This is a genomic window from Bacillus sp. AK124 (assembly GCF_053903085.1).
Genome location: NZ_CP096378.1, coordinates 476,700 through 501,177, shown reverse-complemented (window position 1 = coordinate 501,177; position 24,478 = coordinate 476,700). Strand labels below are relative to the sequence as shown.

Here is a 24,478-nt window from a genome sequence, read left to right as displayed (position 1 = left end):
TGTTTTCCCCCTTAAGTATCGTGATGTTCAGCCACGAGCAGCTCGACATCATGTTCATCAAGCAGTTTCTGAAACGGTTTCGGCGGCAGCCGGTCTGTAATGAGAAGGTCGATGTCACTGAGTTCAGCATACCGGTAAAAATCCGTTCTCCCGATTTTCGAATGGTCGGCAAGCGCTATGACTTGTTTCGCTTGAGAAATAATTTTCCGTTTCACCATTCCATCCTCCTCATGGGCGATTGTAAGCCCGTGTTCGGAAATCCCCACCACGCCGATCAGCGCTTTATCAACATGATAGCATGACAGCTTTTCAATGACGGAGGCGCCGTACAAAAAGCGATGCTCTTTTTGAAGCTTACCTCCAAGCAGGTGGATATCAGCACCTTTTCTTGAGGAAAGAACCTCCGCAAGGTTAATCGAATTGGTGATGATCGTGCAATTGACATCCGGCAAATGCTCGGCGCATGATTGGACTGTCGTGGAAGCGTCCAAAATCATACGGTCGCCTTCTCTGATTAAAGAAGCGGCTGCTTTTCCGATCATGCTTTTCTCTTCGGAAACCATGCCCAGCCTGCCAGAATAGTCTTTGACCTCATCATGAACGGTAGGCAGAATCGCCCCTCCCCTTGTTCTGATAATAGCGCCTTGCTCCTGCAATTTGACCAGATCCCGCCTTGCCGTATCTCTTGAAACTCCGAATAAAGAACATATTTGTTCAACGGAAATCCGTTTATGCTCTTTTAAATAGTCAATGATGGAAATTAACCTTTCCTCTTGATACACTCGATCATTCCTTCTTTACACAAGTAAAATTCATTATTTATAAGTGATTATAAGCGATTGCGCAGAAGAAATCAAGAACACATAAGTAATGATAAGCGATTACACAGAACAAATCAAGAACACATAAGTAATGATAAGCGATTACACAGAACAAATCAAGAACACATAAGTAATGATAAGCAAAAATAAAGCCTGAGGCCGGTTTCCCGGTCCTCAGGCTCGCATGCTAAAATGAAAATGTTCCATATTGAGAGTGCCAAATTTCACGAAACGCATGGATATCACGGTCTGCAGCCGGATGATCAGCCAAATGGCTTAAAAGCTCAGGGCTGATTGTCGCCTCATGGCTCCCCGCTTCCATGACGGCAAGAATTTGACGGTTATGTTTAAAGCTTGCCGCAAGCACTTTGCAATTTAAACGGTATGTGTTAAATAAGCCGACAATCGTTTTGACAACGCCCGCCCCATTACCATACTCTTGATCAATACGATTGACATACGGCGCGACATAGGAGGCGCCGGCTTTTGCGGCCAAAACAGCCTGTGCAGCGGTATAAACCGTTGTCCCTGTGGTCTGGATATTTTCAGCCGCGAGCTCTCTGATCGCGTAAAGTCCTTGAGCCGTCACCGGAATTTTCACCGACACGTTTCCATCAAGCCAGTTATAGAGCGCCTTCGCCTGATCGGCCATATCCCGCCAATGGTCGGCGATCACTTGGGCATGGAGAGGCAGATGCTCGGGAAGGAGCCGCCGAATATCTTGAATCTGCTGTTTAAAGGGCTGCTTTTCCCTTGCAATCAGCGCCGGGTTTGTCGTGACGCCGCCAGCGGGAAATAAATCCAGCAATCTTTCAATCTCCGGTATATGCGCTGAATCAATCAGCATGTTCATCATCGCTTCCCCCTCGTATTTTAATGCATGACCTGCCCTCCGGTTACATTGATCGATTGACCCGTCATATAGGATGCCTGGTCAGAAGCGTAAAATAGGATGGCATTGGCGATGTCATCATACGTACAGCCCCGTCCGAGCGGCACTTTTTCGGTGTACACGCGCTCTACTTCGCTCTCTGGAATGCCGAGCTTTTTCGCGTATTGCGGGATCAAGCTTTGGAACATCGTCGATTTTAACAAATTCCCCGGCATAATGCTGTTCACGCGAATGTTGTGTTCGGCAAGATCAAGCGCAAGGCTTTGAGTGAGACCGACGCCTCCAAATTTGGAAGCTGAATAAGCTGTATTATGTTTGCTGCCGACTTTTCCCGATTTGGAGTTGATTTGAATGATTGACCCGCTTCCCTGCTCAATCATGACCTTTGACGTTTCCCTCGCGCAAAGAAAATACCCGGTCAAATTGACTTCGATGGTCCGTTCCCAGTCTTCAAGCTCAAAATCTGTGATCTTATTGCTTTTGGCGATTCCCGCACTGTACACCATCACATCGATTTTATTGAATTTCTCCGTGACCCTGCCGATCATTTTTTCCACATCGGCTTCCTTTGTAAAATCCGCTTGAATCCACAGCGATTTGACCCCGTATTGACCGGCTGCATGTTCAGCCGTCCTTTCGGCGTTCTCGCCGTTGATGTCTGCGACCGCGATGTCATATCCCGCCTCTGCCATGCGGTAGGACAGCGCTTCTCCGAGACTTTGGCCGCCGCCGCATATCAATGCCACTTTTCCTTTATTTATCTCCATATTGCACCCGCTCCTTATGAGAATCTTTTAACTTGAATACAGTCTCCTGCTGAAACCTCCGGCAGTTGTTCTTTTCGTTCAAGGTACAGCGTTCCCGGCAGCTCGGCCGAAGCTGATCCGTCAAATTTCAGCGTAATATGCCCGAGATTCGCCAGGTTCTGCCGAACGGCGCCGCCAACGGCTGTGATTTTGTATGACTCGCCGCCCAGTATGAGCTCATCGCCTTCATTAAAGTCGCCTTCTACAGGCTTTATATCAATTGATAAACAATAATCTTTCAATTCATCCGGAGCACCTTCGCCGAATAATATAAGCATCTTTTCATCTGAAAATGCTGTTGCTTGAGCTCCGATTCTGTTTATTTTTGTTTCATACAGCATGACCATAATTCTCCCTCCTTAAGAAAACCTCAGCTGTCATACATGCCAAAGCTGGCCAGCCAAGCAATGAAAACGGTTGGCGCCCCCGTCAAAAAACGCGAATACAGTACCGACGGCACCCCGACTTCAACCGTTTCGACTTCCGCTTCCGCAAGACCCAGGCCGACCGGAACAAAGTCGGCAGCTGCTTGCGAATTGATCGCAAATAACGCCGGCAGCGCCAAATTCGGCGGAATGTTTCCTTTGCCGATCTCGACGCCGATCAGCGAACCGACAACTTGTGCAATCACCGCCCCAGGTCCAAGAAACGGGGAAAGCAGCGGAAATGAACAAACAAGCGAGATTAATAGCAATCCGGGCAGTGACCCTGCAAATGGTGATAAATATTTGGCAAAAATGTCTCCGATGCCTGACTCTTTAATGATGCCGATCAACAGAGCCACAAAAGCCATGAACGGAAGAATTGTTTTGATAACGGTTTCAATTGCTTCCCGTCCCGCTTGATAAAACGTGCTGACGACCGATCCCATGGCCATCCCGATTGTCGCCATCATCCCTTTCGGCGACTGCTGTTCACTAATTTTTTTCTCTGTGCTATAATGGTTTTGTTTATTTTGCATTTGTTTTTCTTCTGGAATATTAGACTGTTCAGGCTCCTCCACAGCTCCCAGCAGTTTAATATTCTCTTTTTTTACTCCGGAAACATATATATCTTCTGTAATATGGGCGGCAAGCGGCCCGCTTTTTCCGGTCGTCATCACATTGATCGTCGGAATTCGCTTTTGCGGATAAAGTCCGCAGCGCAGCGTCCCTCCGCAGTCGATGATCACAGCGGCCATTTCGCTTTCGGGTACTGTCGTTTTAAAGCCGTCGACCAGTGTGCACCCCGTCAGCTCAGCTAAATGATCCGCAAAATCGGGTTTGTTTCCGCCGGTGACGTACACGATTTTATTTCTCTCTTCATCAGGCGTGATCACCAGAGGCCCGCCAAACCCTCCCGGCCCTTTTAAAACTTCAACCGAACGATAGGAACTCATCTGTAAACCGCCTTTCTTATTTAAGATCAATCGAATCTTTTAAGGCAATGCCCTGCTGTTTCGCGACATAAGCCGTTGTCATATCCGTTACCCAGCCCCTGAGAAAGTTTGTCACAATCCCGACCAGAAGATAGCGGAGAGCGAGCTCTGTCGTTTCATGCCCCAGCGTCGTAATTCCTGCGGCAATCCCGAGGAAAACAAACAGCTCGCCCGGATTCACGTGCGGGAAAAGTCCGTTATGCGTATGACAGGAATAGGATGCAGCCGCATAATAGCTCGGTTTGTATTTTTCAGGCAAGAACCTGCCAAGCGACAGCGTCATTGGATTTGCAAGCATGAACGTACCAATGACAGGCAAAACCATGTATCTCGTTAATGGATTTTTTCCCGACTTCCTCGCGAGCGCTTCGACGCGCTTTTCTCCTATCAGGCGTATCAGGGCATTCATGGCAACAAGCAGCATAATCAATAAAGGAACGATGTCTGTAAGCATACTGACAAACACTTCTCCGCCATGTCTGAATAAGTCCATAAACTTTTCCGCAAGCCATGTTACGTTTTTCATAATTCACCTCTTTTTTTGATTTGAAAGCTCATCAGTTTTTGAAGCCGTGTTTTCTTCTGCGGGAAATCACCCCCTTTCGTGATGATGTCGAATGTCTTCAAGGCATCTTCAATTGCGAGCCGTGTGAGGCGGTCGTGCCGGACAAGCTCCGCTTGTCCGATCTTCAGCAAATACTTTCCTTCAAACCCTTTTAAAGGCCTGATTCTTGAAAAGACGGTGACACCTTGCATTTTTGACGCCTTCAAAATTTTATTGCGCTTGTCAATGACAAACAGGACGACCGTTCCGGCTCTGAATAATCCGGTCTTCCTTCCGACCGCGACTCTTCCCATACGTCTGTATGCGGCGAATGTTCGATTGAAATGCCTGATTTGCAAAAAACCAAAAATACTTTGGAGAAGCCATGCAGCTCCAAGGGCGATGATAAAGTAAATGATCATAATTGGTTTCTTACCTCCTCGGCAATTTCTCTGGCTGTTTCGGCAGTTGTCACCAAAATATTAATATAACGGCCTTTTGCAGCCCCGATAATAGAAGGGACTTTTTCATGGGATTCGGCAAGACCGATGGAATACTCCAAATTCCTTAACCGGTTGATGTCTATCGCGATGGTTCTGTCATGAATCTCTGTTTCTACCAATGCTCCCGACCGATCAAAGAAACGCGAGCATATATCTCCGACCGCCTGTTTTTCTTCAAGGCGCTCGATATCCTGATCGCCGTAAAATCCAGTCCAGATCATATTTGAAGAACTAAGCGGCGCTCCGATCCCGACGGCTGCCACGGTAAGGCCGTTCCACAGACTTTCTATTTTTTTGAAATAGTGGGACTTGACGATTTCCTCTTTCGTTTCTTTTTTTTCGACAACGGCTGCCGCGTCTATAAAGTAGGGCGTGCCTCCAAAGTCACCCGCAATGCTGTACACGATGCTGTTCACGTGATATTTCGTATCCATGGCGCCCGGACCGCCGACAAGCGGCACAAATGAAGCGCTCCGTTTTTTGACGCCGTGAAACTCCCCGATCATTCCCGCCATCGTCGTCCCCCATGCGAAGCCTACCGTATCTCCGTCTTTCACGACGCGTTTTAAGATTTCGGCACCGGCTTTGCCGACGAGTTTCTTCTTGTCTTCAGCTGTTTGTTCCGGTTTTGCGTCGCATATGTAAACTTCTTTAAGCCCGAGCAGCTGTTCGAGCTCCCGTTCCAAATCATAGTGTGTCCCGATATGATCATCGATCGTGATTTTAACGATTCCTTCCTCGCGCGCTTTTTTCAGCATGCGTCCGACGGTTGTTCTGTATATCCCTGTTGCGTTTGCAATCTGGCTCTGTGTCATATCCTCTTCGTAGTACATTTTGCAGACTTTGATCAGAAGGCGTTTATCATCCTTCATTTCCATAAGATCACCCTTTACTTTTGCACATATGTGCAAACATTGATCATTTGTTGTTGTATTCGCTTACATTATACATACGGAATTTTTGGGCGTCAATTTAAATTTGTCTATTTTTTGTCTAAAATAAAAAAACCGGTCATTTAAAACCGGCCATACAGGGGGATAAAAAAGGGGATATTGATTGATTTTTTTTAAGAAAGGCGTTTATAGAAGGAATCTTACGGTTTAAGCTTCCGCCGGCTCATGGGCTTTTCGGCTTTCTCCCAAAAATCTGACTGATCGGGCGACAACTTCTGTAATAAAAACGCGCTCGCCTTCTGAATTGACGTATTGGCGAGTCTGGATTCTTCCGCTCAGCCCGATGATGGAGCCTTTTTCGCAATATTCGGCTGTGTTCACGGCAGTTTTGCGCCACAGGGTGCAATTGACAAAGTCCGCTTCAATTTCGCCTGCTGCATTTTTGAAAGGCCTGCTGACAGCCAGCGTCACATTTGCAACAGGGACACCGTCAGATGTGTACCGAAGTTCGGGATCTTTTGTCAAACGCCCGACCAGCATGATCTCATTAAACATTTCGTCCCTCCCTTCCTGTTCGGGTATCCCCAGTTTATAAGAGATCGGTATTTAAGCAAAATCCTCATAAAAGAAAAATAACCCGGAAAAAACCCGGGTTCGCGTCATAATTTTTGTTTCTTTCTGCCATTAATTAAAAAAATCATCTCATTATTATTTGAGAAATAAGTATTTTTCAGAAACTGAAAAAAAACAGGAGATGCCAGCCACCGCTCTGAGTATACGCGGACATATGAGCCCCCGTCCCAAGCATACAAACGGAATGACAACTCTTTCTGTTTAATCGTTACTTGAAATTCGTATATTTCCATTCTGTCTTTTGTTTCATAGCGAAACACGATGCCTTCATTGGCATACGTGCTGATCTCGTGCTTTTTGTTCCCGGCTGAAAAGCAAATCATAGGCATATATTGACGGCAGTCAGCAGCTGGATTGCTTGCGATCACAAATACTTCTTTTAAGTAAAAATGGTTCATAAGTCACCTCCTGCTCAATATCACCTAAAGTATAAATAAAAATAAAGCATTATAAAATACTTTTTGCAAAATTTAAAATACGAATATGCTCCTATTGCATAAACAAACCAGGGTCAAGAGTTCTTCCAAGCGAATGTGCTATAATGGTTATACAACTATGGAAGCTTGTGAGGTGATACTAGTGAAAACCTTTAGGCTTATTGATTTAAAAATTGTCCGCCAGGATGAAACTTCAAAGCGGCTCGAGGAGTTCCCGCTGATCGACGGCCTTATCATTAATAAAGAAGACGGAGAAAACCACTGGATGGTTGAGGGGCTGGTTTCGAAAGAATACCGGTATTTTTTCGAATACCTCCTTCAGGAAGGCAAAGAAGTGAAAACATATGTAACGATCACGAAAAAAAGCAACCGCCCCGCACAGCTGTTAGCGAAGGTCAAAAAGATCACGGTACTAGGCGAGCATGTTTCCGTCTTATTGGACGGCAAAATGGTCAGCTCAAAGCTGAGGAAAGGCTCCGACAAGATTTTGGAAGATTTAATGAAAGAAGGATATTCTGGAGACCGGCTTCTTGAAGCATTTAAACAAAATATATAGAAAAGGCTGTCTTCGCCGGACAGCCTTTTCGCTATAGCTCTAAGAGCGTTTCGTCTGCTCTTTTAACAAATCCCGTATTTCCTTAAGCAATTCTTCCTGGGGATCAGGAGCAGCTTTTTCTTCTTCGGCATCCTTCTTCTTCAGCTTAGAGATATAACGGATAAATAGAAAAATGGAAAACGAAATAATAAAGAAATTGACGATCGACTGAATGAATAGCCCGTATTTAATTTCGGCATCAACAAATGTGAACGAGAGCGCTGAAAAATCCAGGCCTCCTAGCAGAAGACCGAGGAGCGGCATCATTAAATCATTGACAAGCGAAGTCACGATTTTTCCAAAGGCGCCTCCTATGATGACCCCGATTGCAAGATCGATTACATTTCCCCGAATCGCAAAGCTTTTAAATTCTTTCCACATGAATGATCACCTTTTCGCTTTTATGATAAAAAAACAAAATGGGCTTTTACGAAAACCCATTTTGCTACATTATTCCTGTTTTTCGCCAAGAGAAAACATCAATTCGGCTTCACACACCACTTCTCCGTCCACTTTCGCGACTCCTTTTCCTTTGCCGATGGAACCGCGGAAACGAAGCACTTCAAGCTCAAGATGGAGCTGATCGCCCGGTTTGACCTGCTTTTTGAAGCGGCAGCTGTCAATTCCCGCAAAAAACGCGAGCCTTCCGCGGTTTTCTTCCTTCATCAAAAGCGCCACGGCACCCACTTGCGCAAGCGCTTCAACAATTAAAACGCCAGGCATCACCGGATAATCCGGAAAGTGTCCGTTAAAGAATTCTTCATTTACTGTCACATTTTTATAACCCGCTGCCCGTTTTCCTTCCTCTACTTCTGTCACACGGTCTACCAGCAGAAAGGGATAGCGGTGGGGAATGATTTCTTTAATTTGCTGAGCATCAAGCATCGCCTTGACATCTCCTTTTTCGAAAAATATGTATAGAATGATATGTCAGTGCCTTATTCTGTACATCTGGAAGTATATTATGAAACGGAATCTTTTTCAACAAAAGATGAGAGACAACGCTGAAAATGAAAATAAAAAGAGCCTGAACCAAACGTCGTTTGGCCGGCTCCTGTTTTGCTGTGTTAACGTACTGAATTGATCAGCCCCATCATTTGATCGCCCATCGTGATGGCGCGGGAATTCATTTGATAAGACCGCTGCGAAGAGATCAGATCGGTCATTTCCTTCGATACATCGACATTTGATGATTCGAGGAATCCCTGTTTTAGAGAAATGTCCTGCCTCCCCGCTCCATTCAGATTGATTAGAGCCGTTGCTCTCAATTCATCGCTGACAGAAAAAAGATTGCTTCCTTCTTCCGTAAGAGCCTGAGGTTTGACAGCCCGGACGATTCCCAGGTTAAAACGCAATGGCGCTTCACCCTGATTGTCTGACGAAACGGTGACACTTCCCGAACCGTCGACTTTGATGTGTTTATAGCGCTGGTTGAAGCTGATGGGATTTCCGTTTTCGTCAAGAACGGCATGCCCTTCTTTCGTCACCAGCTGCATCTGGTTGGCGTTACCAGCCGCAGGCGTCAGGTAAAATGCTCCGTCTCTTGTATATTGCACTTCCCCGTCGACATTGACCTGGAAGTACTGATAAGGAGAAGTCAGTGCGATATCAAGATCGCGGCCCGTCTCCTTAAGGCTTCCCTGTTTATGTGTCAGCCGGTCGGTCATGACGGCTCCGACGCCGAGCCGAAGTCCGGGCGGCGTCTTTCTGCTTGCCGCTACTTCATTATTTTTCTCGTTTACCTGTTCAATCTGCTGCCTGATCAGCTCCGAAAAGCTCGTGTTTTTCGCCTTATATCCCGTTGTATCGGTATTTGCAAGATTATGGCTGATATTATCAATTTGTTTTTGCAGTTCAAACATTGTGTTTGAAGCCGTGATCATGGATCTTAGCATCGTTTTTCCACATCCTCCATTTACGCTGATCGCGATCGGTCATTTATCCGATCCTTCCAATCTCATTGGCCGCCTTTTCCATGCTTTTATCATAAGCTTGAAGAACTTTTTGGTTGGCTTCAAACGAGCGGTAGGCAGCTGTCATTTCCGTATAGGCTCTCGTCACGTCGACATTCGACCGTTCCGTCATCCCCTGCTTGACAGAATAAGTGACTTCGGGGTTGCCGACTGCGCTTGGCAGCGCCTCACCGTTTTCAGTACGATACAGATCATCGCCTTCTCTTGCTAAATTTCTCGTATCGAGCGCGATTCTGACATCGATCCTTCCAAGGTTTTGGCCGTTTTCAGTCACCGTTCCGTCCTCAGCGACTTGAAAATTCTCGCTTCCCACCGTAATCGGCCGGTTTTCCGTTGAAAGGACGAGTCGGCCGTTTATTGTCAATTGATTATTTTCATTTAAAGAAAAACGGCTGCTTCTTGAATAGCGTACATCCCCATTTTCAAGCCGAACCGCGTAGAAAAGTGCTGCTTTATCGTTTGTTTCCCCGTTGACCGGAACTTCGGCTTCGCTGATTGCAATATCTGTCGGCTCATTCGTGCTTTGCAGATCGCCTTGAGAAAATTGAGGCTTCAGTTCCTGCATGTAAACTCCTGTATTGATAGAACCGATCGGCGTCTGTGTTGAAAACGAACGCGAAGCGCTGCCGGCCTTGACAGAATCGGATTCAATCCGGCTCAAAAGCATTTCCGGGAAAGAACGGATTGACCCTTGGTCTTCTTTATATCCCGGCGTATTTGCGTTCGAGATATTATTCGTCAGCATCTCTGTGCGGCGCTGCTGGGTGATCATTGCTGAAGTTGCTGTATAAAGTCCTTTTAACATCATTTCACCTCAAATAAGTGTCATGCTCCAGAGTTTCCTATCGAAAAAAACCTCTTTTGCGAAAGGCTTGCAATTTATATTTGCTAATACAGAACATTTGTTCTATAATGGTATTCAAACATACTACTCTTTTTATCGGCAGCCATTCGGTTCCTTTAAAGCATTTCACATAAAAAACCTCATTCTAAAAAAGAATGAGGCTTCTGATCAGCTCAGTTTGCGCTTAGGAAGCTTGTCCATGTTATCAAGCATGACACCCGTACCGACTGCCACACAATCCATCGGATTTTCGGCAACGAGAACCGGCACTTTCAGTTCTTCGGCAAGAAGCTGGTCAAGACCGTTTAACAATGCGCCGCCTCCTGTAATGATAACGCCTCTGTCGATAATGTCGGCCGACAGCTCAGGCGGCGTTCTTTCGAGCACCTGCTTGGCAGCCTGTACAATGACAGATACAGATTCGCGCAGCGCTTCTTCCACCTCTTTGCTCGTTACCGTAATGGTTCTCGGCAATCCTGTGACCATGTCGCGGCCGCGGATGGAAATTTCCTCGTGACGTGCGTCTGGGAAAACAGTTGCGACTTTAATCTTAATGTCTTCGGCTGTCCGTTCGCCTATGAGCAGCTTGTACTCGCGTTTGATGTAATTCAAGATTTCAAGATCAAACTTGTCCCCAGCCATTTTAATAGAAGAGGCGGTGACAATATCGCCCATTGAGATGACTGCGATATCTGTCGTTCCACCGCCGATATCAACTACCATGTTTCCGCTTGGCTGGAAAATATCCATTCCCGCTCCAATTGCGGCCACCTTAGGTTCTTCCTCCAAATAGACATGCTTTCCGCCGCTTTTTTCGGCGGCTTCTCTGATAGCCTTCTGCTCCACAGAAGTAATATTTGTAGGGCAGCAAATCAGCATGCGTGGCTTTGAGAAAAGACCTTTTACATTCAGCTTGTTAATGAAATGCTTCAGCATGGCTTCCGTTACTTCAAAATCGGCAATGACGCCGTCTTTTAATGGACGTATCGCAACAATATTCCCAGGTGTACGTCCTACCATTCTCCTTGCTTCTTCACCGACAGCGAGCACTTTCCCATTGTTTTTGTCAAGAGCAACGACTGATGGTTCATTTAAGACAATACCTTTTCCTTTGACATGGATCAGCACATTCGCTGTACCAAGGTCAATACCAATATCCCTTGCAAACATCTATCTATATCCTCCTCGAAATCTGTTTCACAGCAATGTCCACATTCTGCCCTAATTATATATTTTATCATAAATATTAGAAAAAAAAGAGAGCTTATTAAAGTTCTTCATAAAATTTTTGTGGCTTTTTACGGAGGATACCGGGAATTTCTGATAAACGCTGCTCGTTTCTGAGCCATTATTCCTTATTGCACGGGTTCTCTTTCAAAGATTTCCTCTTTCTTGTATTTTAGTTTTGTCGCTTCTCCGCCCCGCAAATGTCTGATTGATTTATGATAATCAAGAATTTCTTTTACTTCATTGGCCAGGTCAGGATTAATTTCAGGCAGCCTTTCTGTCAAATCCTTGTGAACGGTACTTTTGGAAACACCAAACTCCTTCGCTATCACACGAACCGTTTTTTTCGTCTCCACGATGTACTTCCCTATCTTGATTGTTCGCTCTTTGATGTAATCGTGCACACCACTCGACCTCCCTAAAATGGATGTGAGAAGTGTGAAATGAGATCCGTCTTGTGAAAAAATTCGCTATTTGCGCAGCTTCTTCGTTTTATGCTTTTCCAAGTAGAATTTTGAAATACTCCCACGATCCCTCACCTCAAACACTCTCTTTGTTAGGTTTGTATCAGTGTATTAGCATTCAAATGGGATTATGCTAAAAACTCAAGGAGGACAAGGGGTTTCTCTGATAATTTTATTTCGGGCTTCAAAAATTTTAACTTTACACTAATCTTGGCTTCCGGTAAAATGAATAAAGTTTATTATTTACCTAGGTAACTATTTTGAAGGAGTCCGGGAATGGAACATATCAATCGAAAGATTATTCACCAGCTCAATCAAAGCACGCGGATGGTTGCTAAAAAAACGAATGAACAGCTCGAAGCATACGGCCTTTACGGTTCACAGTGGTCGATCCTATACTGTCTTCACACCTGCGGACCGATGACGCAAAAAGACATTTGGACTTACTTGCACGTCGAGGCGCCGACTGTGACGAGAACCGTCAGCCGCCTCGAAAAAAACGGCTGGGTAGAACGGATACAGGGCGATGACAAACGGGAAAAAGTCGTCAAAATGACAGAAGAAGCCAAAATTAAATATGATGACATTCAATTAAAAATGCAAGAATTTGAAGAGGAAATCCTTTCCGTATTTGAAGAACGGGATAAAAAAACATTTCAAAGGCTGTTAAATCAATTATTAGAAGGACATCAGGAGGAGTTGTAGCCTATGAAGCAAGCTGAACCCATTTGGACCAGGGATTTTATCATGGTCGTTTTGATTAATTTATTTATATTCGTCTATTTTTACGCACTGTTGACCGTGCTTCCGGTCTATGCGATGCAGGAGCTCGGCGGCTCCGAGTCAGAGGGCGGCCTTTTGATCAGCGGCTTCATGCTGTCCGCGATTTTTGCGAGGCCGTTTTCGGGAGCCGTTATTGAACGTTTTGGCAAAAAAAGAATGGCGCTCATCAGCGTCGTGCTGTTTACTTTGGCATCATTTCTTTATATCTTCATTCATGATATCTACCTGCTGCTTGGCATTCGCTTTTTCCAAGGCATTTGGTTCAGCATCATCACGACGGTGACGAGTGCAATTGCAGCCGATTTAATTCCGCCGGCCCGCCGCGGGGAAGGTTTGGGCTACTTTGCCATGTCGATGAATTTGGCGGTTGTCATCGGTCCGTTTATCGCGTTGAACCTGCTGGATAAAATGAGTTTTTCCGATCTGTTTATTTTATTTTCAGGAATCGTCACTGTGGCCATCCTCTGCACGGCACTGGTCCGGATTCCTAAAGGAAACGACATCCGTTCGGCTGTGTTCAGGTTGTCTTTTTCCAACATGTTTGAAAAGGGCGCGATTCGGATTGCCACGGTCGGATTGTTCGTGTCGTTTTGTTATTCAAGCGTCATTTCCTTCATCTCTGTTTATGCCAAATCTCTCGGCCTTATTGAAGCAAGCAGCTATTTCTTTATGGTGTTCGCGGTGACAATGATGATCACGCGGCCGTTTACGGGAAAACTGTATGATAAAGTCGGCCCCGGAGTCGTCATTTATCCGTCCATTATCATTTTTTGCGCCGGGCTTTTCCTGCTTGCTTTTACAAACAGCAGCGGGATGCTTTTGCTATCCGGAGCTGTCATCGGCATCGGCTACGGATCTATCACGCCGTGCCTTCAGACCTTGGCGATTCAGGCTTCGCCGCCTCACCGGAGCGGCTATGCAACGGCGACTTATTTTACGCTGTTTGATACCGGGATCGCAGTCGGATCCTATGTTTTCGGGTTGGTTGTGGCACAAGCCGGTTTTTCAAACATCTATTTATTCTCAGGCGTTTTTGTGCTCATCAATCTGTTTCTGTATACATGGAGCCAAAAACCCGCACTCGCAAAGGGGAAGCGGGATATATCAATGGCTGAATAAGCCGTTCAACCTCGCCGGGCCGGGATTGCCCGGCTTTTTTCATGCAGGCTGATACAGTCCGATCTGTCATTTAATGAAACTTTTGCAAAATCAAATACGTCTCCTAACTGTCTGACCAAAAACTACTACTCTATTAAAAAGGTGATTTTTTGAACTATTGGCTTTTTACACGCATTCATCAATTATCAAACCACAACCACATCCTGGACAGCGCTATGATTTTGATTACAGAAAAAGCAATTTACATGTATGCGCTCATTTTGCTTTTGATCTGGATCTTCGGAAACCGTTCTTATAAAATAAGCGTTCTTCAGGCAGGTGTGACGGGTATTCTCGGATTGGCGGCAAATTATTTGCTGTCATTGGTTTACTATGAGCCGCGGCCGTTTGTCGCTCACCATGTGGACGTATTGATTCATCATGCTGCCGACGCCTCATTTCCCAGCGATCATACAACCGGGGCGTTAGCCATTTCGATCGCTTTTTGGCTTTATCATCGGAAAATTGGAAGCTGCCTGATTGCTTTCGGGTTATTGACGGGCTTTTCCCGTATTTGGGTCGGACACCACTACCCTGTTGACGTTTTAGGCAGCATTTTGGTCGCTTTATTTGTATCACTCGTTATGTTTAGATTCTCAGCGTATGTGCAGCCGCTTTTTGAACGGATCATCTCACTCTACGAATCGATCTTGCGGAAATTGCGGAAAGCCGTATCCAGAACGGCATAAGAAAACACCCGAATCTCATGATTCGGGTGTTTTTCATTTCCTTTCCTTAACCTTTTAAGGCTTCGGTTAACGGCGGAACAATTTGTTTTTTGCGGGATACAACGCCTTTCAGTGTCGCTGTGTTGTCTGACAATGTGACATTGAACGCTTTTTCCACTGCTTGTGCAGATTGTCCTGAAGCGACGACAACCGAGTCGTTTGTTAAAATGTCGGTTACGACAAACACAAATAAATCCAATCCTTTTTCAGACACCACTTTTGCAAGTTCTGCGTCAACTTCCTCTTTGCGGGAGAGAACGTCGTTTGTATCAACAGTGTTAACTTGCGCGATCTCCACTTTATGGCTTCCCATCGTAAACTCTTTTGCGTCAAGAGAGAGAAGCTGAGGAATCGTTTTTGCGCTCAAATCAGCTCCGGCCTTCAGCATATCGAGTCCATAGCTGTCGGTATCAACGCCGGCAATCGCAGCCAATTCTTTTGCAGCTTTGACATCTTCGTCCGTGCAAGTCGGAGATTTGAATAAGAGGGAATCTGAGATGATCGCCGACAGCATCAATCCTGCGATATCTTTTTTAATTTCGACGCCGTTTTCTTTATAGAGCTTGTTTAAGATCGTTGCTGTGCAGCCTACAGGCTCTGCGCGATAATACAGAGGGTCGCTCGTTTCAAAATTGGCGATCCGGTGGTGATCGATGACTTCAAGCACGCGAACTTGATCCAGGTCATCGACGCTCTGCTGGCGCTCATTATGGTCAACCAGAATCACGCTGTCAGTTTCATTCGCAACAGTGTTCACAAGGCGGGGTACTTCTGCATTAAATTTCTCAAGCGCGAATTCGGTTTCGCCGTTGATTTCGCCGAGGCGGACGGGTTCTGCGTCCATGCCGAGCTCCTTTTTTAATTCGGCATATGCAATCGCTGAACAAATCGTATCCGTATCCGGATTTTTGTGGCCAAAAATAAGTACTTTACTCATGATATAACTCCTTACTGTTGTTTTTATAGTAAGCTTACCTGACAATAAAAAAATCTGCAAATCTGTCACTTATTTTAATATTTACGGAGTGTTTTGTCATTTTAAAAAATAAAAAAAGAGCCGTTTCGGCTCTTTTTATTCTCCATAATCAGGTGTATTGTGGCTTCGTTTTGGAGCGGGCTTCAAGACCGGTTTTTCTCCATATGCGACAGGGCCGCCCTCGTAATGGAATTCCGCTCCGTCCGGCGCCTTCCCTTTCAGCCAATCAAACTGCGCGCTTTCTTCTCCATCCGAGAAATTGTATAAAGTATGCGCAATGTCTTCTTTTTCATTTTCATCCGGAACCGTGCCGGGCACGATGACGCCTTCTTTTTCTTCCAACTCTTTGATCGCGGCGATCCACTGGTTTTGGTGCATCGTATCTCTTGCCAAAAGAAAGCCGAGCATATCCTGTACACCTTTGTCATCCGTCATTTCGCGCAGCCGCGCGACTTGCAGTCTGCCTTGCGATTCAGCGTTGACATTTGCGCGCAGATCGGCCAGAAGGTTGCCGCTCGCTACGATATAGCCTGCATTCCACGGAACGCCGGTGCTGTTTTCAGGCATGGCTCCCAGTCCCGAAACGATCGCATGGTGAGGGTTCATTCCACCCATAATGGCGCCGATGACAGGATCGTCTGCGGCTTTTTCCTGCTCGTAAACCGGAGCATCTTCAAGCAGGCGCGCGATCATCGTCGCAATCATTTCGACGTGTCCGATTTCTTCTGCCGCCGTATCCATGAGCAAATCTTTATACTTTTCATTACCCCTTGTATTCCACCCTTGAAAAAGGTATTGCATGGCCACAGATATTTCTCCGTACTGACCGCCGAGTATTTCCTGCATTTTCTTTGCGAAGACAGGGTCGGGTCTTTCAGGTTTCGCAGGGTATTGCAGCACTTTCGTATGCTTGAACAAATCACATCACTCCTCCGTTTTTTGTATCCTCGTTTTTGAATTAACCGAAAAGGGAAATGATAAAACCGTACAACAGGCTCGGGATGTGTTGCAAACGGGTCAACATTCGAATCAAAGGAGTGCTGTTTTATGATAAAAAATACTTCACACCGCCCTTTTCCGCCGCCTAAAGGACCGTGGATCATGACGCAAACATGGAATCATGTATTATTTGCCCATTGGGCTGTTGATTCTGAAGCCATTCGCGGACGAATACCGGCGGCCTTGGAACTGGAGACATTCAACGGAAAAGCGTGGATCGGCATTTTGCCTTTTCTGCTGACAAATATGCGCCTCCGTTTTTTGCCCCCTTTTCCTTTCGTCAGCAGCTTTCCCGAGCTGAACGTCCGGACATATGTATCATATAAAGGCGTACCGGGCATTTATTTTTTCAGTCTTGACGCCGCTTCGCGCTTAGCCGTCGCCGGCGCGCGCACAATGTTCCACTTGCCTTATTTTCACGCCGGGATAAACTTTGTAAAAGAAGAAAACCATATTGAATTTTCCAGCAGAAGGCATGATTCAAAAGCGGCCTTCCGCGTCAGCTACCGCCCGCTGTCAGATTCCTTCACCACCCAAAAAGGGTCCATCGAATACTGGCTGACTGAAAGATACCGCCTGTACACCACGTACAACAACCGGGTCTACTATGAAGACATTCATCATTCTCCATGGGCGCTGCAGCGGGCCGAAGCCGAAATCCGACAAAACGCGGTGCCCGGAGCAAGCGGTCTCATATTGCCTGATACCGCTCCGCTTCTCCATTACGCCAAACGGCAGCACGTCTTATTTTGGCCTCTGCAGCGGGACCGGTGATGAAATCCGCGTATCTATTCTGATTGATTGGAAAACAGTTGCACCAATAGATGCATTTTTTAAAAATTACGGGCTTGAATCTTGAAAAGAAATCTGTTACGATCTCAGTAAGTAATCAATCAATAACAAAATGAAGGGAGGCGGCATATCATAAGACAGAGTAAGGAAAACCGAAAGGAGCAAATACTTGAAGCTGGATTAGAGGTGTTTGCAGAAAAGGGATATTATAATACCACGACAGCACTCATTGCTGAAAAAGCCGGTATTTCTCAGCCCTATATATTTAGGTTTTATAAGACGAAGGAAGAGTTGTTTGTTGCCGTGCTCGATCGGGCCTTTGAAAGAATCCTCCAAACGTTTCAAAATGTTGAATCCAGCTCCGAACAGATCGTAGCAAACATGGTCAAAGCATATGAAGAGTTGTCTGTATCACACCCTAATGAAATCGCCTTGCAGGTCATCGGACTCTCCGTTACGGAGGAATCGATCAGGAATTGTTCAAAAACAGGCTTATCACGTATTAGAAACTATACGCTGGAAAGGTTCCGGGAAGCGAATGTTCCGAATGCAGAGAGGGAAGTTACGACTTTCCTGGCAAGAGGGATACTTTGCAACATTTCCTATTTCTTGGATTTTCCGGAGATCATGCACGGCCAAACAGAATAAAATAACCGATTTGTTTCGGTTTTTTTATTTAAGTATTGGTTATTGATTGATTAATAACTAACCCGAGGGGGAATTTTCAATGGAAAAAGCAATTGTTTTAGGCGCAACAGGTGGAACAGGTCAAGCCATAGTTTCAGAATTGCTGTCAAGAAATATTCCGGTTATCGCTTTCGGCCGTTCTGAAAATAAACTAAAGAATCTCATAAAAGAACATCATTCAACACCGCTATTAACATATCAGCTTGGCGATGTCTTTGATGCACAGACCATCAGTGAAGCAGCAAAGGACGCAGATGTGATATTTCAATGCGCCAATGTTCAATATCATGAAATGGCGGATAAACTCCTGCTTCTCGGTGAAAGTGTAATGAAGGCTGCAAATATTTTAGGCAAGAAAATCGCGATTGTGGATGGAATATATGTTTTCGGCCGACAAATTGCCAAAGGAGATGAAAATCATCCGAAACAGCCCCATACAAAAAAAGGAAGGATTAGAGTGGATTTTGAAAACTTAATATTCGATAAGAAATGGAAAAATGCCAAACCATTAATCGTCAGACTGCCGGACTATTATGGAAAAACTTCGCAAAATTCTTATTTACAGCCTACATTAACCGGAATGGCAGCAAATAAACCAGCTGTTTTTATCGGCAATCTAAAAACCCCCCGGGAGTACGTATATTTGCCTGATGCCGCAAAAATGATTGTGGAAATCGCAAGTAAAGACGATTCTTACGGTGAAAACTGGAACATTCCCGGCACCGGACTGATTTCAGGTAAAGAAATTATAAAAATCGCACGTCAAATTACCGGCAATAATAAATTAGTCATACCATTAAATAAGCTTGCCATTCGTGTAAGCGGATTATTTGATCCAGTAATGAAAGAAGTAGTAGAAATCATGTACTTAACTGAAGAAACATTCATTCTAAACGGGGAAAAATATGAAAAGAGAATAGGAAAAATTCCCGCGACACCTTATCAAGAAGGGCTGAAAGAAACATTGAAATGCTTAATGAAAACTTAATCTGAAGTTGAGTTATTGATCAATCACTAAAAAATTGCACTATAAAAAAGGAAGAGCTGAAAACGCTCTTCCTTCAACCTGTTTAAGCCGGTTTTGAAATTTCGCTTAATGCTTCTCCCGCTTTCTCATCCGCATTTGAGACGGAGAGATCCCCCAAAGCAACGATTCCAACGAGACGTCCATCTTCAACAATCGGCAGCCTGCGAATTTGGTGTTCCGCCATCAGATCTCCTGCCTCTTCAGCCGACATATCCGGGCGCCCGGTCACCATCTGTGTGCTCATGATATCCCGAGCAGCTGCGTCTGTTTCATTTTCGGCTACACATCTGATGACGATATCCCGGTCCGAAACGATCCCCGTCAAATTTCCGTTCTCGCAGACTGGAATTGAACCCACATTGTAATCACGCATCTTTCCGGCAATTTCCGCAATCGGAGCAGAAGGTTCACAGCATTCGGCATTGGTTGTCATGATGTCCTTTAGTTTCATTCGGAATTCCTCCTTTACTGGGGTTATTATGTGCTTTTCCGATATCCCCCGGGCTTAAACCTATTTAAAAGAGCCTTTCCTTTTCATATATCGTTTTTTATCCTTCAATAAATCGCCGGTCCACCCTTTCTTTCTCAAATACCAGTACACAAGGACGGTAGAAACGGCAATTAAAATTAGCGAAAATAAATAGCCGTACTTTAATGAGAGTTCAGGCATGACTTCGAAGTTCATTCCCCACAGGGCGCCGAAAGCCGTCATCGGTGTAAAGATCGTCGTGAAAATCGTCAGCGCTTTAAAGATTTCATTGCCTCTGTGGGATGTCACCACTTCCTCGGAATGGAGCAAATAATTGATTTCATTCGCGTACTCTTTGATCAATGACATGCCTCTGTCGATTTCGTAAAACGTCCTGCGCTGTTCGATTTCATCAAACGATTTGCTTAAAAAAGTTTCTTTAAGACCCATTGCTACCTTTTTCATCGATAAAATTAAACTTCTTATGACGAGCAGTTCGTGACGCCGTTTATGAATCAGTTCAATGATGCTTTTATTGTTGTCATGGTGAAATCCCCATCTTACTTTTCCAAGGTGAACTTCAAAGTGCTCAAGTTCCTTTAAATACATTCTCATCAGTTCGCCCAGCAGAATCAGAAACACTTCTGGGGCATCTTTGCATCGCTTCAAATGTTGATCGATCGGCCTCCTGTTTGCCTCTTCAAATTGCGAGATATCTAAATTCATTGTGAAAAAATAGTTTTTCGTTAAGTAAAAATGAAATGCTGTCCGGTTTTGTTGAACTTCCGCTTCCTGGTCGTAAATATATGAACCGTAGATCGCTTCCTTGCCTTGAACGGCAGCATTGATATCAATGCAATTGATATTGGCCGAAGGAACGCCTTGAAACCAGTTTCGGCATTCCGGCCAATGATCGGGCTGGATCAGCCCTTGTGCTGTCGCTTTTTCGTGAGGGCCGAGCTGATACCATGTCCAACCCTCTCCCTGAAAAACTCTCATATTTCGTCTCCTCCTCTTCCGGCCCATTCGTTTTATATTTCTTTGCCCGCCCTCGGCATAAATAAACATCATGTTTGCCGCGCTGCGGCACGTGGTATGAAGCCAGTATGAGTTTTTTATAGAAAAGGAGGTGGCGCCTTCTTTTTGAGAAGGCGGGGCATTGGAATTATTGAAGCTGATTGCAGTGGCAGGATTAATCGCATTAACGGGCTTTTTCGTCGCGGTCGAATTCGCCATCGTCAAAGTAAGGCGGACAAAGATCGACCAATTGATCATTCAGAAAAAAAAGGGCGCGCTTGCCGCAAAAGAAGTGACCTCACACCTTGACGAATACTTGTCAGCCTGCCAGCTTGGAATCACCGTAACGGCATTGGGCCTCGGCTGGCTTGGTGAACCGACGATGCAGACCTTGCTGCATCCCCTTTTCTCAAAAATCGGCTTGAACGAGTCGGTGACACATATTCTTTCATTTTTGGCCGCTTTTTTATCGGTCACTTATCTCAATGTTGTGATCGGAGAGCTGGCGCCAAAAACGATCGCCATTCAAAAAGCGGAAACCGTTACGCTGCTTTTTGCACAGCCGATGATCTGGTTTTATAGAATCATGTTTCCTTTTATATGGCTGCTCAATCATTCAGCCCGCATGATCACAAGTCTGTTCGGCCTGAAGCCGACTGGTGAACACGAATTGGCCTATTCGGAGGAAGAGCTGCGAACGCTTTTATCTGAAAGCTATCAAAGCGGGGAGATTAACCAGAATGAATTGAAATATGTAAACAATATTTTTAAATTCGACGAACGTACGGCAAAAGAAATTATGGTGCCCCGCAATGAAATGACCGTCCTGTCTCTTGACGACAGTTTAAAAAAAGCGAAGCAGCTCATCAAAGAAACGAAGCACACCCGCTTCCCCGTCATGGAGGAAGACAAAGATCACATCACCGGAATGATCAATATAAAAGAACTGCTGCTGGCGGAGCTTGCAGGGGAATTTTCTTTAGAAACAAAATCGCTAAAGCCATATATCCATCCGGTTATCCATGTGATTGAAACGATTCCCGTCTACCAGCTGTTCGTCAAAATGCAAAAAGAGCATACACATATGGCGATTCTCGTAGATGAGTATGGCGGAACATCCGGCCTTGTGACGGTTGAGGATATCGTCGAGGAAATCGTCGGCGATATTCGCGATGAATTCGATACTGAAGAAGTATCTGCTGTTCAGAAACTGGAAGATGACCATTACATCCTCAGCGGTAAAGTACTGGTCAGCGATGTAAACGACCTGCTCGGAATTCATTTATCAGATGAGGAGATTGATACAATCGGCGGCTGGATGCTGACGCAGAATATTGAGAGCAAGCCCGGAACGGCGATCGAAAGTGAAGGGTACCGTTTCAAAGTAAAAGATATGGACGGACATCGAATCGTTGCAGTTGAGGTTGAAAAAACCGCTTAATCCCCCTTTCAGCCTCTCCCTGTCCGCTTTTCTCCCTAAAAACCATGTGAGGAAATCTGACATATTCATCATGATATCTCCCTTTTGTCACTATAATGAAAGAAAAAGAGATCTGCTCTCAATCTAAATGACTACGGAGGAATGAAACATGCAGATGGGGGATACAGTATTTATGTTCTTTTGCGCTTTGCTCGTATGGCTGATGACGCCGGGCATCGCTTTATTTTACGGAGGACTTGTCAGGAGCAAAAATGTGCTCAGCACCGTTATGCACAGCTTATCTTCAATTGCCATCGTTTCTATCATATGGATTTTGTTCGGCTATTCGCTCGCTTTCGCTCCCGGAAACCCATTGATCGGGGGTTTGGATTGGATCGGACTGCAAGGTGTCGGCTTTGAACCCAATGCCGATTATTCGGAGACGATCCCGCATACGCTTTATATGATGTTCCAATTGACATTTGCCGTTCTGACGACTGCGATTATTTCCGGAAGCTTTGCGGAGCGCATGCGCTTTCCTGCCTTTATTCTTTTTTCGGTGCTCTGGGCGGTTTTTGTTTACTCGCCAGTCGCCCACTGGGTATGGGGCGGAGGCTGGCTTGACGAGCTGGGAGCGATTGATTTTGCCGGCGGCAACGTCGTTCACATCTCTTCCGGTGTAGCCGGCCTGGTTGTTGCGATTGTTCTCGGCAAGCGGAAAAATATCAGCGATACCGCCCCTCACAACCTCCTTCTGACTTTGCTCGGGGCGACTTTGATCTGGTTCGGATGGTTCGGGTTCAACGTCGGAAGCGCCCTGACGATCGATGAAGTCGCCATGACCGCTTTTATCAACACGAATACGGCTGCGGCTGCGGGGCTGATCGGCTGGATTTTGGCAGAATGGCTGATCAATAAAAAGCCAACGATGCTCGGCGCCGTCTCGGGAGCAATCGCGGGACTTGTCGCGATTACACCGGGCGCAGGCTTTGTTACGCCTTTCTCATCCGTATGGATCGGGCTCATCGGTGGAATCGTCTGTTTCTGGGGTGTGTTTTCGCTGAAGAAAAAATTCGGCTACGATGATGCGCTCGATGCCTTCGGACTTCACGGGCTCGGCGGAACATGGGGCGGAATTGCGACGGGCTTGTTCGCGACGACATCAGTCAACGCAGACGGAGCAAACGGGCTTTTTTACGGAGACATCAGTCTCCTTTGGAAACAGCTGATTGCGATTGCCGCAACATATTTGTTTGTCGCAATCGTCACATACGCTATTATTAAGGTAGTCAGTATCTTCTTTAAACTCCGTGCCTCAGAGGATGAAGAATCATTGGGCCTCGATCTGACGCTGCACGGCGAAAAAGCGTATCAAGATTAATTTGTGGAGGAGTGATGGTATGAGCGGTCAAATGTATAAGGTGGAAATTGTAACTCGTCCTACAAACTTTGAAAAGCTGAAAACGGAGCTGGCCAAAATCGGGGTAACGTCCATTACGTTTTACAATGTACACGGATGCGGCCTGCAAAAAGGGCATACAGAGCTTTACCGCGGGGTCAAACGCGAAAGCAATGTATATGAAAGGTTAAAAGTCGAAATCGTCGTCAGCAAAGTGCCTGTCGAAAAGGTGGCCGAGACGGCGCAAAACGTCCTGAAAACCGGGGAACCCGGTGACGGCAAGATCTTCATATACGAAATTAAAAACACCATCAACATCCGCACAGGCGAGGAAGGTCCTGACGCTTTATAAAAAGATCGAAGCTCCCGGCTGAAGTTAAGCCGGGAGCTTTTCTGATGTTATAAAACGGCGTCAATCACACCGTATGCCTTCGCTTCGTCCGCATCCATAAAATAATCACGTTCCATGTCGGCTTTTAGTTTTTCAATGGGCTGGCCCGTTCGTTCGTGAAAAAAGTGCTCGATTTTTTCCCTCAGTTTGATGATCCGCTTCGCTGAAATCTCCATGTCTGTCGCCTGTCCTTTGACGCCGCCGAGCGGCTGATGGATCATGATTTCGCTGTTTTTGAGCGCATACCGTTTGCCTTTTGTTCCGCCGGCGAGAAGAATCGCTCCCATGGAAGCTGCCATTCCGACGCAGATCGTGCGGACATCCGGCTTCACATAGTCCATCGTATCCAAAATCGCATATCCCGCGGAAGTTGATCCGCCCGGGCTGTTGATATAGATCGAAATGTCTTTTTCATTGTCTTCGGCTGACAAAAACAGCAACTGGGCGGTGACCCGATTGGCGAGGTCATCGTTGAATTCAGAGCCGATCATAATGATCCGGTCTTTTAAAAGTCTGGAAAAAATATCGTACGATCTTTCACCGGCAGCCGTTTTCTCAATGACGTAAGGTATGGTGTTCATAG

At 45.6% G+C, this 24,478-nt stretch carries 31 protein-coding genes; 10 read left to right on the top strand and 21 right to left on the bottom strand.

The window, feature by feature from the left end; genetic code table 11:
* Nucleotides 1-11: 11 nt before the first annotated feature.
* The 10 genes from M1E06_RS02430 to M1E06_RS02385 form a co-directional block, all read right to left on the bottom strand.
* Entirely contained in the window at nucleotides 12-782 is a 771-nt protein-coding gene (locus M1E06_RS02430; RefSeq protein ID WP_020453196.1) for a DeoR/GlpR family DNA-binding transcription regulator, read from the bottom strand.
* A 226-nt stretch (nucleotides 783-1,008) separates the two neighbouring features.
* Nucleotides 1,009-1,677, bottom strand: coding sequence for a transaldolase family protein (locus M1E06_RS02425; protein WP_230459153.1), 669 nt, complete (start codon nucleotides 1,675-1,677; stop codon nucleotides 1,009-1,011).
* 17 nt (nucleotides 1,678-1,694) lie between these two features.
* A complete protein-coding gene (gene srlD, locus M1E06_RS02420; protein WP_048350524.1) occupies nucleotides 1,695-2,480 on the bottom strand; it encodes a sorbitol-6-phosphate dehydrogenase in 786 nt (261 codons plus the stop codon).
* A gap of 14 nt (nucleotides 2,481-2,494) precedes the next feature.
* Nucleotides 2,495-2,866, bottom strand: a complete 372-nt coding sequence (locus M1E06_RS02415; protein ID WP_048350525.1) for a PTS glucitol/sorbitol transporter subunit IIA — start codon at nucleotides 2,864-2,866, stop codon at nucleotides 2,495-2,497.
* A 23-nt stretch (nucleotides 2,867-2,889) separates the two neighbouring features.
* Entirely contained in the window at nucleotides 2,890-3,897 is a 1,008-nt protein-coding gene (gene srlE / locus M1E06_RS02410; protein WP_048350526.1) for a PTS glucitol/sorbitol transporter subunit IIB, read from the bottom strand.
* A gap of 16 nt (nucleotides 3,898-3,913) precedes the next feature.
* Nucleotides 3,914-4,462, bottom strand: coding sequence for a PTS glucitol/sorbitol transporter subunit IIC (srlA, locus tag M1E06_RS02405; RefSeq protein ID WP_043925087.1), 549 nt, complete (start codon nucleotides 4,460-4,462; stop codon nucleotides 3,914-3,916).
* The gene (locus M1E06_RS02400) at nucleotides 4,459-4,902 is read right to left on the bottom strand and encodes a transcriptional regulator GutM (RefSeq protein WP_456270539.1); all 444 of its coding nucleotides are present in this window, start codon (nucleotides 4,900-4,902) and stop codon (nucleotides 4,459-4,461) included. The genes srlA and M1E06_RS02400 overlap by 4 nt, the downstream gene beginning before the upstream one ends.
* Nucleotides 4,899-5,861, bottom strand: a complete 963-nt coding sequence (locus M1E06_RS02395) for a sugar-binding transcriptional regulator (RefSeq protein WP_048350528.1) — start codon at nucleotides 5,859-5,861, stop codon at nucleotides 4,899-4,901. Before M1E06_RS02395 ends, M1E06_RS02400 begins: the two co-directional genes overlap by 4 nt.
* A 222-nt stretch (nucleotides 5,862-6,083) precedes the next feature.
* Nucleotides 6,084-6,431 (bottom strand): single-stranded DNA-binding protein, encoded by a 348-nt coding sequence (gene ssb / locus M1E06_RS02390; RefSeq protein ID WP_048350529.1) that lies wholly within the window; start codon nucleotides 6,429-6,431, stop codon nucleotides 6,084-6,086.
* 104 nt (nucleotides 6,432-6,535) lie between these two features.
* Nucleotides 6,536-6,907, bottom strand: coding sequence for a hypothetical protein (locus M1E06_RS02385; RefSeq protein WP_020453205.1), 372 nt, complete (start codon nucleotides 6,905-6,907; stop codon nucleotides 6,536-6,538).
* Between the two features lie 181 nt (nucleotides 6,908-7,088).
* Between M1E06_RS02385 and M1E06_RS02380 the strand changes: the two genes are divergently transcribed.
* Nucleotides 7,089-7,502, top strand: coding sequence for a YwpF-like family protein (locus M1E06_RS02380; RefSeq protein WP_020453206.1), 414 nt, complete (start codon nucleotides 7,089-7,091; stop codon nucleotides 7,500-7,502).
* Nucleotides 7,503-7,541: 39 nt separating this feature from the next.
* On the opposite strand, the gene mscL is transcribed toward M1E06_RS02380, so the two are convergent.
* From mscL to spoIIID, 6 genes are all read right to left on the bottom strand, one after another.
* Nucleotides 7,542-7,922: a large conductance mechanosensitive channel protein MscL gene (mscL, locus tag M1E06_RS02375; protein WP_020453207.1), complete on the bottom strand. Its 381-nt coding sequence runs from the start codon at nucleotides 7,920-7,922 to the stop codon at nucleotides 7,542-7,544.
* Nucleotides 7,923-7,991: 69 nt separating this feature from the next.
* Complete coding sequence (fabZ, locus tag M1E06_RS02370) at nucleotides 7,992-8,426, bottom strand: 3-hydroxyacyl-ACP dehydratase FabZ (RefSeq protein ID WP_003185902.1); 435 nt, start codon at nucleotides 8,424-8,426, stop codon at nucleotides 7,992-7,994.
* Between the two features lie 182 nt (nucleotides 8,427-8,608).
* The gene (locus tag M1E06_RS02365; RefSeq protein ID WP_020453208.1) at nucleotides 8,609-9,436 is read right to left on the bottom strand and encodes a flagellar hook-basal body protein; all 828 of its coding nucleotides are present in this window, start codon (nucleotides 9,434-9,436) and stop codon (nucleotides 8,609-8,611) included.
* A 43-nt stretch (nucleotides 9,437-9,479) separates the two neighbouring features.
* On the bottom strand, nucleotides 9,480-10,319 hold the full coding sequence (locus tag M1E06_RS02360) for a flagellar hook-basal body protein (protein WP_216904187.1): 840 nt from the start codon (nucleotides 10,317-10,319) through the stop codon (nucleotides 9,480-9,482).
* A gap of 207 nt (nucleotides 10,320-10,526) precedes the next feature.
* The gene (gene mbl / locus M1E06_RS02355) at nucleotides 10,527-11,528 is read right to left on the bottom strand and encodes a cell shape-determining protein Mbl (protein WP_003185909.1); all 1,002 of its coding nucleotides are present in this window, start codon (nucleotides 11,526-11,528) and stop codon (nucleotides 10,527-10,529) included.
* Between the two features lie 185 nt (nucleotides 11,529-11,713).
* Complete coding sequence (gene spoIIID / locus M1E06_RS02350) at nucleotides 11,714-11,989, bottom strand: sporulation transcriptional regulator SpoIIID (RefSeq protein WP_003185911.1); 276 nt, start codon at nucleotides 11,987-11,989, stop codon at nucleotides 11,714-11,716.
* Between the two features lie 336 nt (nucleotides 11,990-12,325).
* Between spoIIID and M1E06_RS02345 the strand changes: the two genes are divergently transcribed.
* The 3 genes from M1E06_RS02345 (at nucleotide 12,326) to M1E06_RS02335 (ending at nucleotide 14,679) form a co-directional block, all read left to right on the top strand.
* Nucleotides 12,326-12,754 (top strand): MarR family winged helix-turn-helix transcriptional regulator, encoded by a 429-nt coding sequence (locus M1E06_RS02345; protein WP_020453210.1) that lies wholly within the window; start codon nucleotides 12,326-12,328, stop codon nucleotides 12,752-12,754.
* A 3-nt stretch (nucleotides 12,755-12,757) separates the two neighbouring features.
* Nucleotides 12,758-13,951, top strand: coding sequence for an MFS transporter (locus tag M1E06_RS02340; RefSeq protein WP_020453211.1), 1,194 nt, complete (start codon nucleotides 12,758-12,760; stop codon nucleotides 13,949-13,951).
* 149 nt (nucleotides 13,952-14,100) lie between these two features.
* Nucleotides 14,101-14,679 (top strand): undecaprenyl-diphosphatase, encoded by a 579-nt coding sequence (locus M1E06_RS02335; protein WP_020453212.1) that lies wholly within the window; start codon nucleotides 14,101-14,103, stop codon nucleotides 14,677-14,679.
* A 46-nt stretch (nucleotides 14,680-14,725) separates the two neighbouring features.
* On the opposite strand, the gene M1E06_RS02330 is transcribed toward M1E06_RS02335, so the two are convergent.
* Nucleotides 14,726-15,655: a manganese-dependent inorganic pyrophosphatase gene (locus M1E06_RS02330; protein WP_020453213.1), complete on the bottom strand. Its 930-nt coding sequence runs from the start codon at nucleotides 15,653-15,655 to the stop codon at nucleotides 14,726-14,728.
* A gap of 135 nt (nucleotides 15,656-15,790) precedes the next feature.
* On the bottom strand, nucleotides 15,791-16,612 hold the full coding sequence (locus M1E06_RS02325; protein ID WP_020453214.1) for a manganese catalase family protein: 822 nt from the start codon (nucleotides 16,610-16,612) through the stop codon (nucleotides 15,791-15,793).
* A gap of 129 nt (nucleotides 16,613-16,741) precedes the next feature.
* On the opposite strand from M1E06_RS02325, the gene M1E06_RS02320 reads away from it, so the two are divergent.
* The 3 genes from M1E06_RS02320 to M1E06_RS02310 all read left to right on the top strand — a co-directional run bounded on the left by M1E06_RS02320 (nucleotide 16,742) and on the right by M1E06_RS02310 (nucleotide 19,160).
* Nucleotides 16,742-17,467 (top strand): YqjF family protein, encoded by a 726-nt coding sequence (locus tag M1E06_RS02320; RefSeq protein WP_020453215.1) that lies wholly within the window; start codon nucleotides 16,742-16,744, stop codon nucleotides 17,465-17,467.
* Between the two features lie 150 nt (nucleotides 17,468-17,617).
* Nucleotides 17,618-18,133 carry a TetR/AcrR family transcriptional regulator gene (locus tag M1E06_RS02315; protein WP_041817344.1) on the top strand — a complete coding sequence of 172 codons (516 nt, stop codon included), beginning with the start codon at nucleotides 17,618-17,620 and terminating at the stop codon, nucleotides 18,131-18,133.
* A 79-nt stretch (nucleotides 18,134-18,212) separates the two neighbouring features.
* Nucleotides 18,213-19,160 carry an SDR family NAD(P)-dependent oxidoreductase gene (locus M1E06_RS02310; protein WP_020453217.1) on the top strand — a complete coding sequence of 316 codons (948 nt, stop codon included), beginning with the start codon at nucleotides 18,213-18,215 and terminating at the stop codon, nucleotides 19,158-19,160.
* Between the two features lie 82 nt (nucleotides 19,161-19,242).
* Here M1E06_RS02310 and M1E06_RS02305 read toward each other — a convergent pair whose 3' ends face one another.
* Both M1E06_RS02305 and M1E06_RS02300 read right to left on the bottom strand, forming a co-directional pair.
* Nucleotides 19,243-19,650: a CBS domain-containing protein gene (locus M1E06_RS02305; RefSeq protein WP_020453218.1), complete on the bottom strand. Its 408-nt coding sequence runs from the start codon at nucleotides 19,648-19,650 to the stop codon at nucleotides 19,243-19,245.
* A 60-nt stretch (nucleotides 19,651-19,710) separates the two neighbouring features.
* Nucleotides 19,711-20,667, bottom strand: coding sequence for a magnesium transporter CorA family protein (locus tag M1E06_RS02300; RefSeq protein WP_020453219.1), 957 nt, complete (start codon nucleotides 20,665-20,667; stop codon nucleotides 19,711-19,713).
* A gap of 160 nt (nucleotides 20,668-20,827) precedes the next feature.
* Here M1E06_RS02300 and M1E06_RS02295 point away from each other — a divergent pair, with 160 nt between their 5' ends.
* The 3 genes from M1E06_RS02295 to M1E06_RS02285 all read left to right on the top strand — a co-directional run bounded on the left by M1E06_RS02295 (nucleotide 20,828) and on the right by M1E06_RS02285 (nucleotide 23,856).
* Nucleotides 20,828-22,126, top strand: coding sequence for a hemolysin family protein (locus M1E06_RS02295; RefSeq protein WP_041817345.1), 1,299 nt, complete (start codon nucleotides 20,828-20,830; stop codon nucleotides 22,124-22,126).
* Nucleotides 22,127-22,274: 148 nt separating this feature from the next.
* Entirely contained in the window at nucleotides 22,275-23,486 is a 1,212-nt protein-coding gene (locus M1E06_RS02290; RefSeq protein WP_216904188.1) for an ammonium transporter, read from the top strand.
* A 19-nt stretch (nucleotides 23,487-23,505) separates the two neighbouring features.
* Nucleotides 23,506-23,856 (top strand): P-II family nitrogen regulator, encoded by a 351-nt coding sequence (locus M1E06_RS02285; RefSeq protein ID WP_003185936.1) that lies wholly within the window; start codon nucleotides 23,506-23,508, stop codon nucleotides 23,854-23,856.
* Nucleotides 23,857-23,903: 47 nt separating this feature from the next.
* Here the strand turns inward: M1E06_RS02285 and M1E06_RS02280 are convergent, their stop codons facing one another.
* Nucleotides 23,904-24,476 (bottom strand): ATP-dependent Clp protease proteolytic subunit, encoded by a 573-nt coding sequence (locus M1E06_RS02280; protein ID WP_026580222.1) that lies wholly within the window; start codon nucleotides 24,474-24,476, stop codon nucleotides 23,904-23,906.
* Nucleotides 24,477-24,478: the final 2 nt, after the last annotated feature.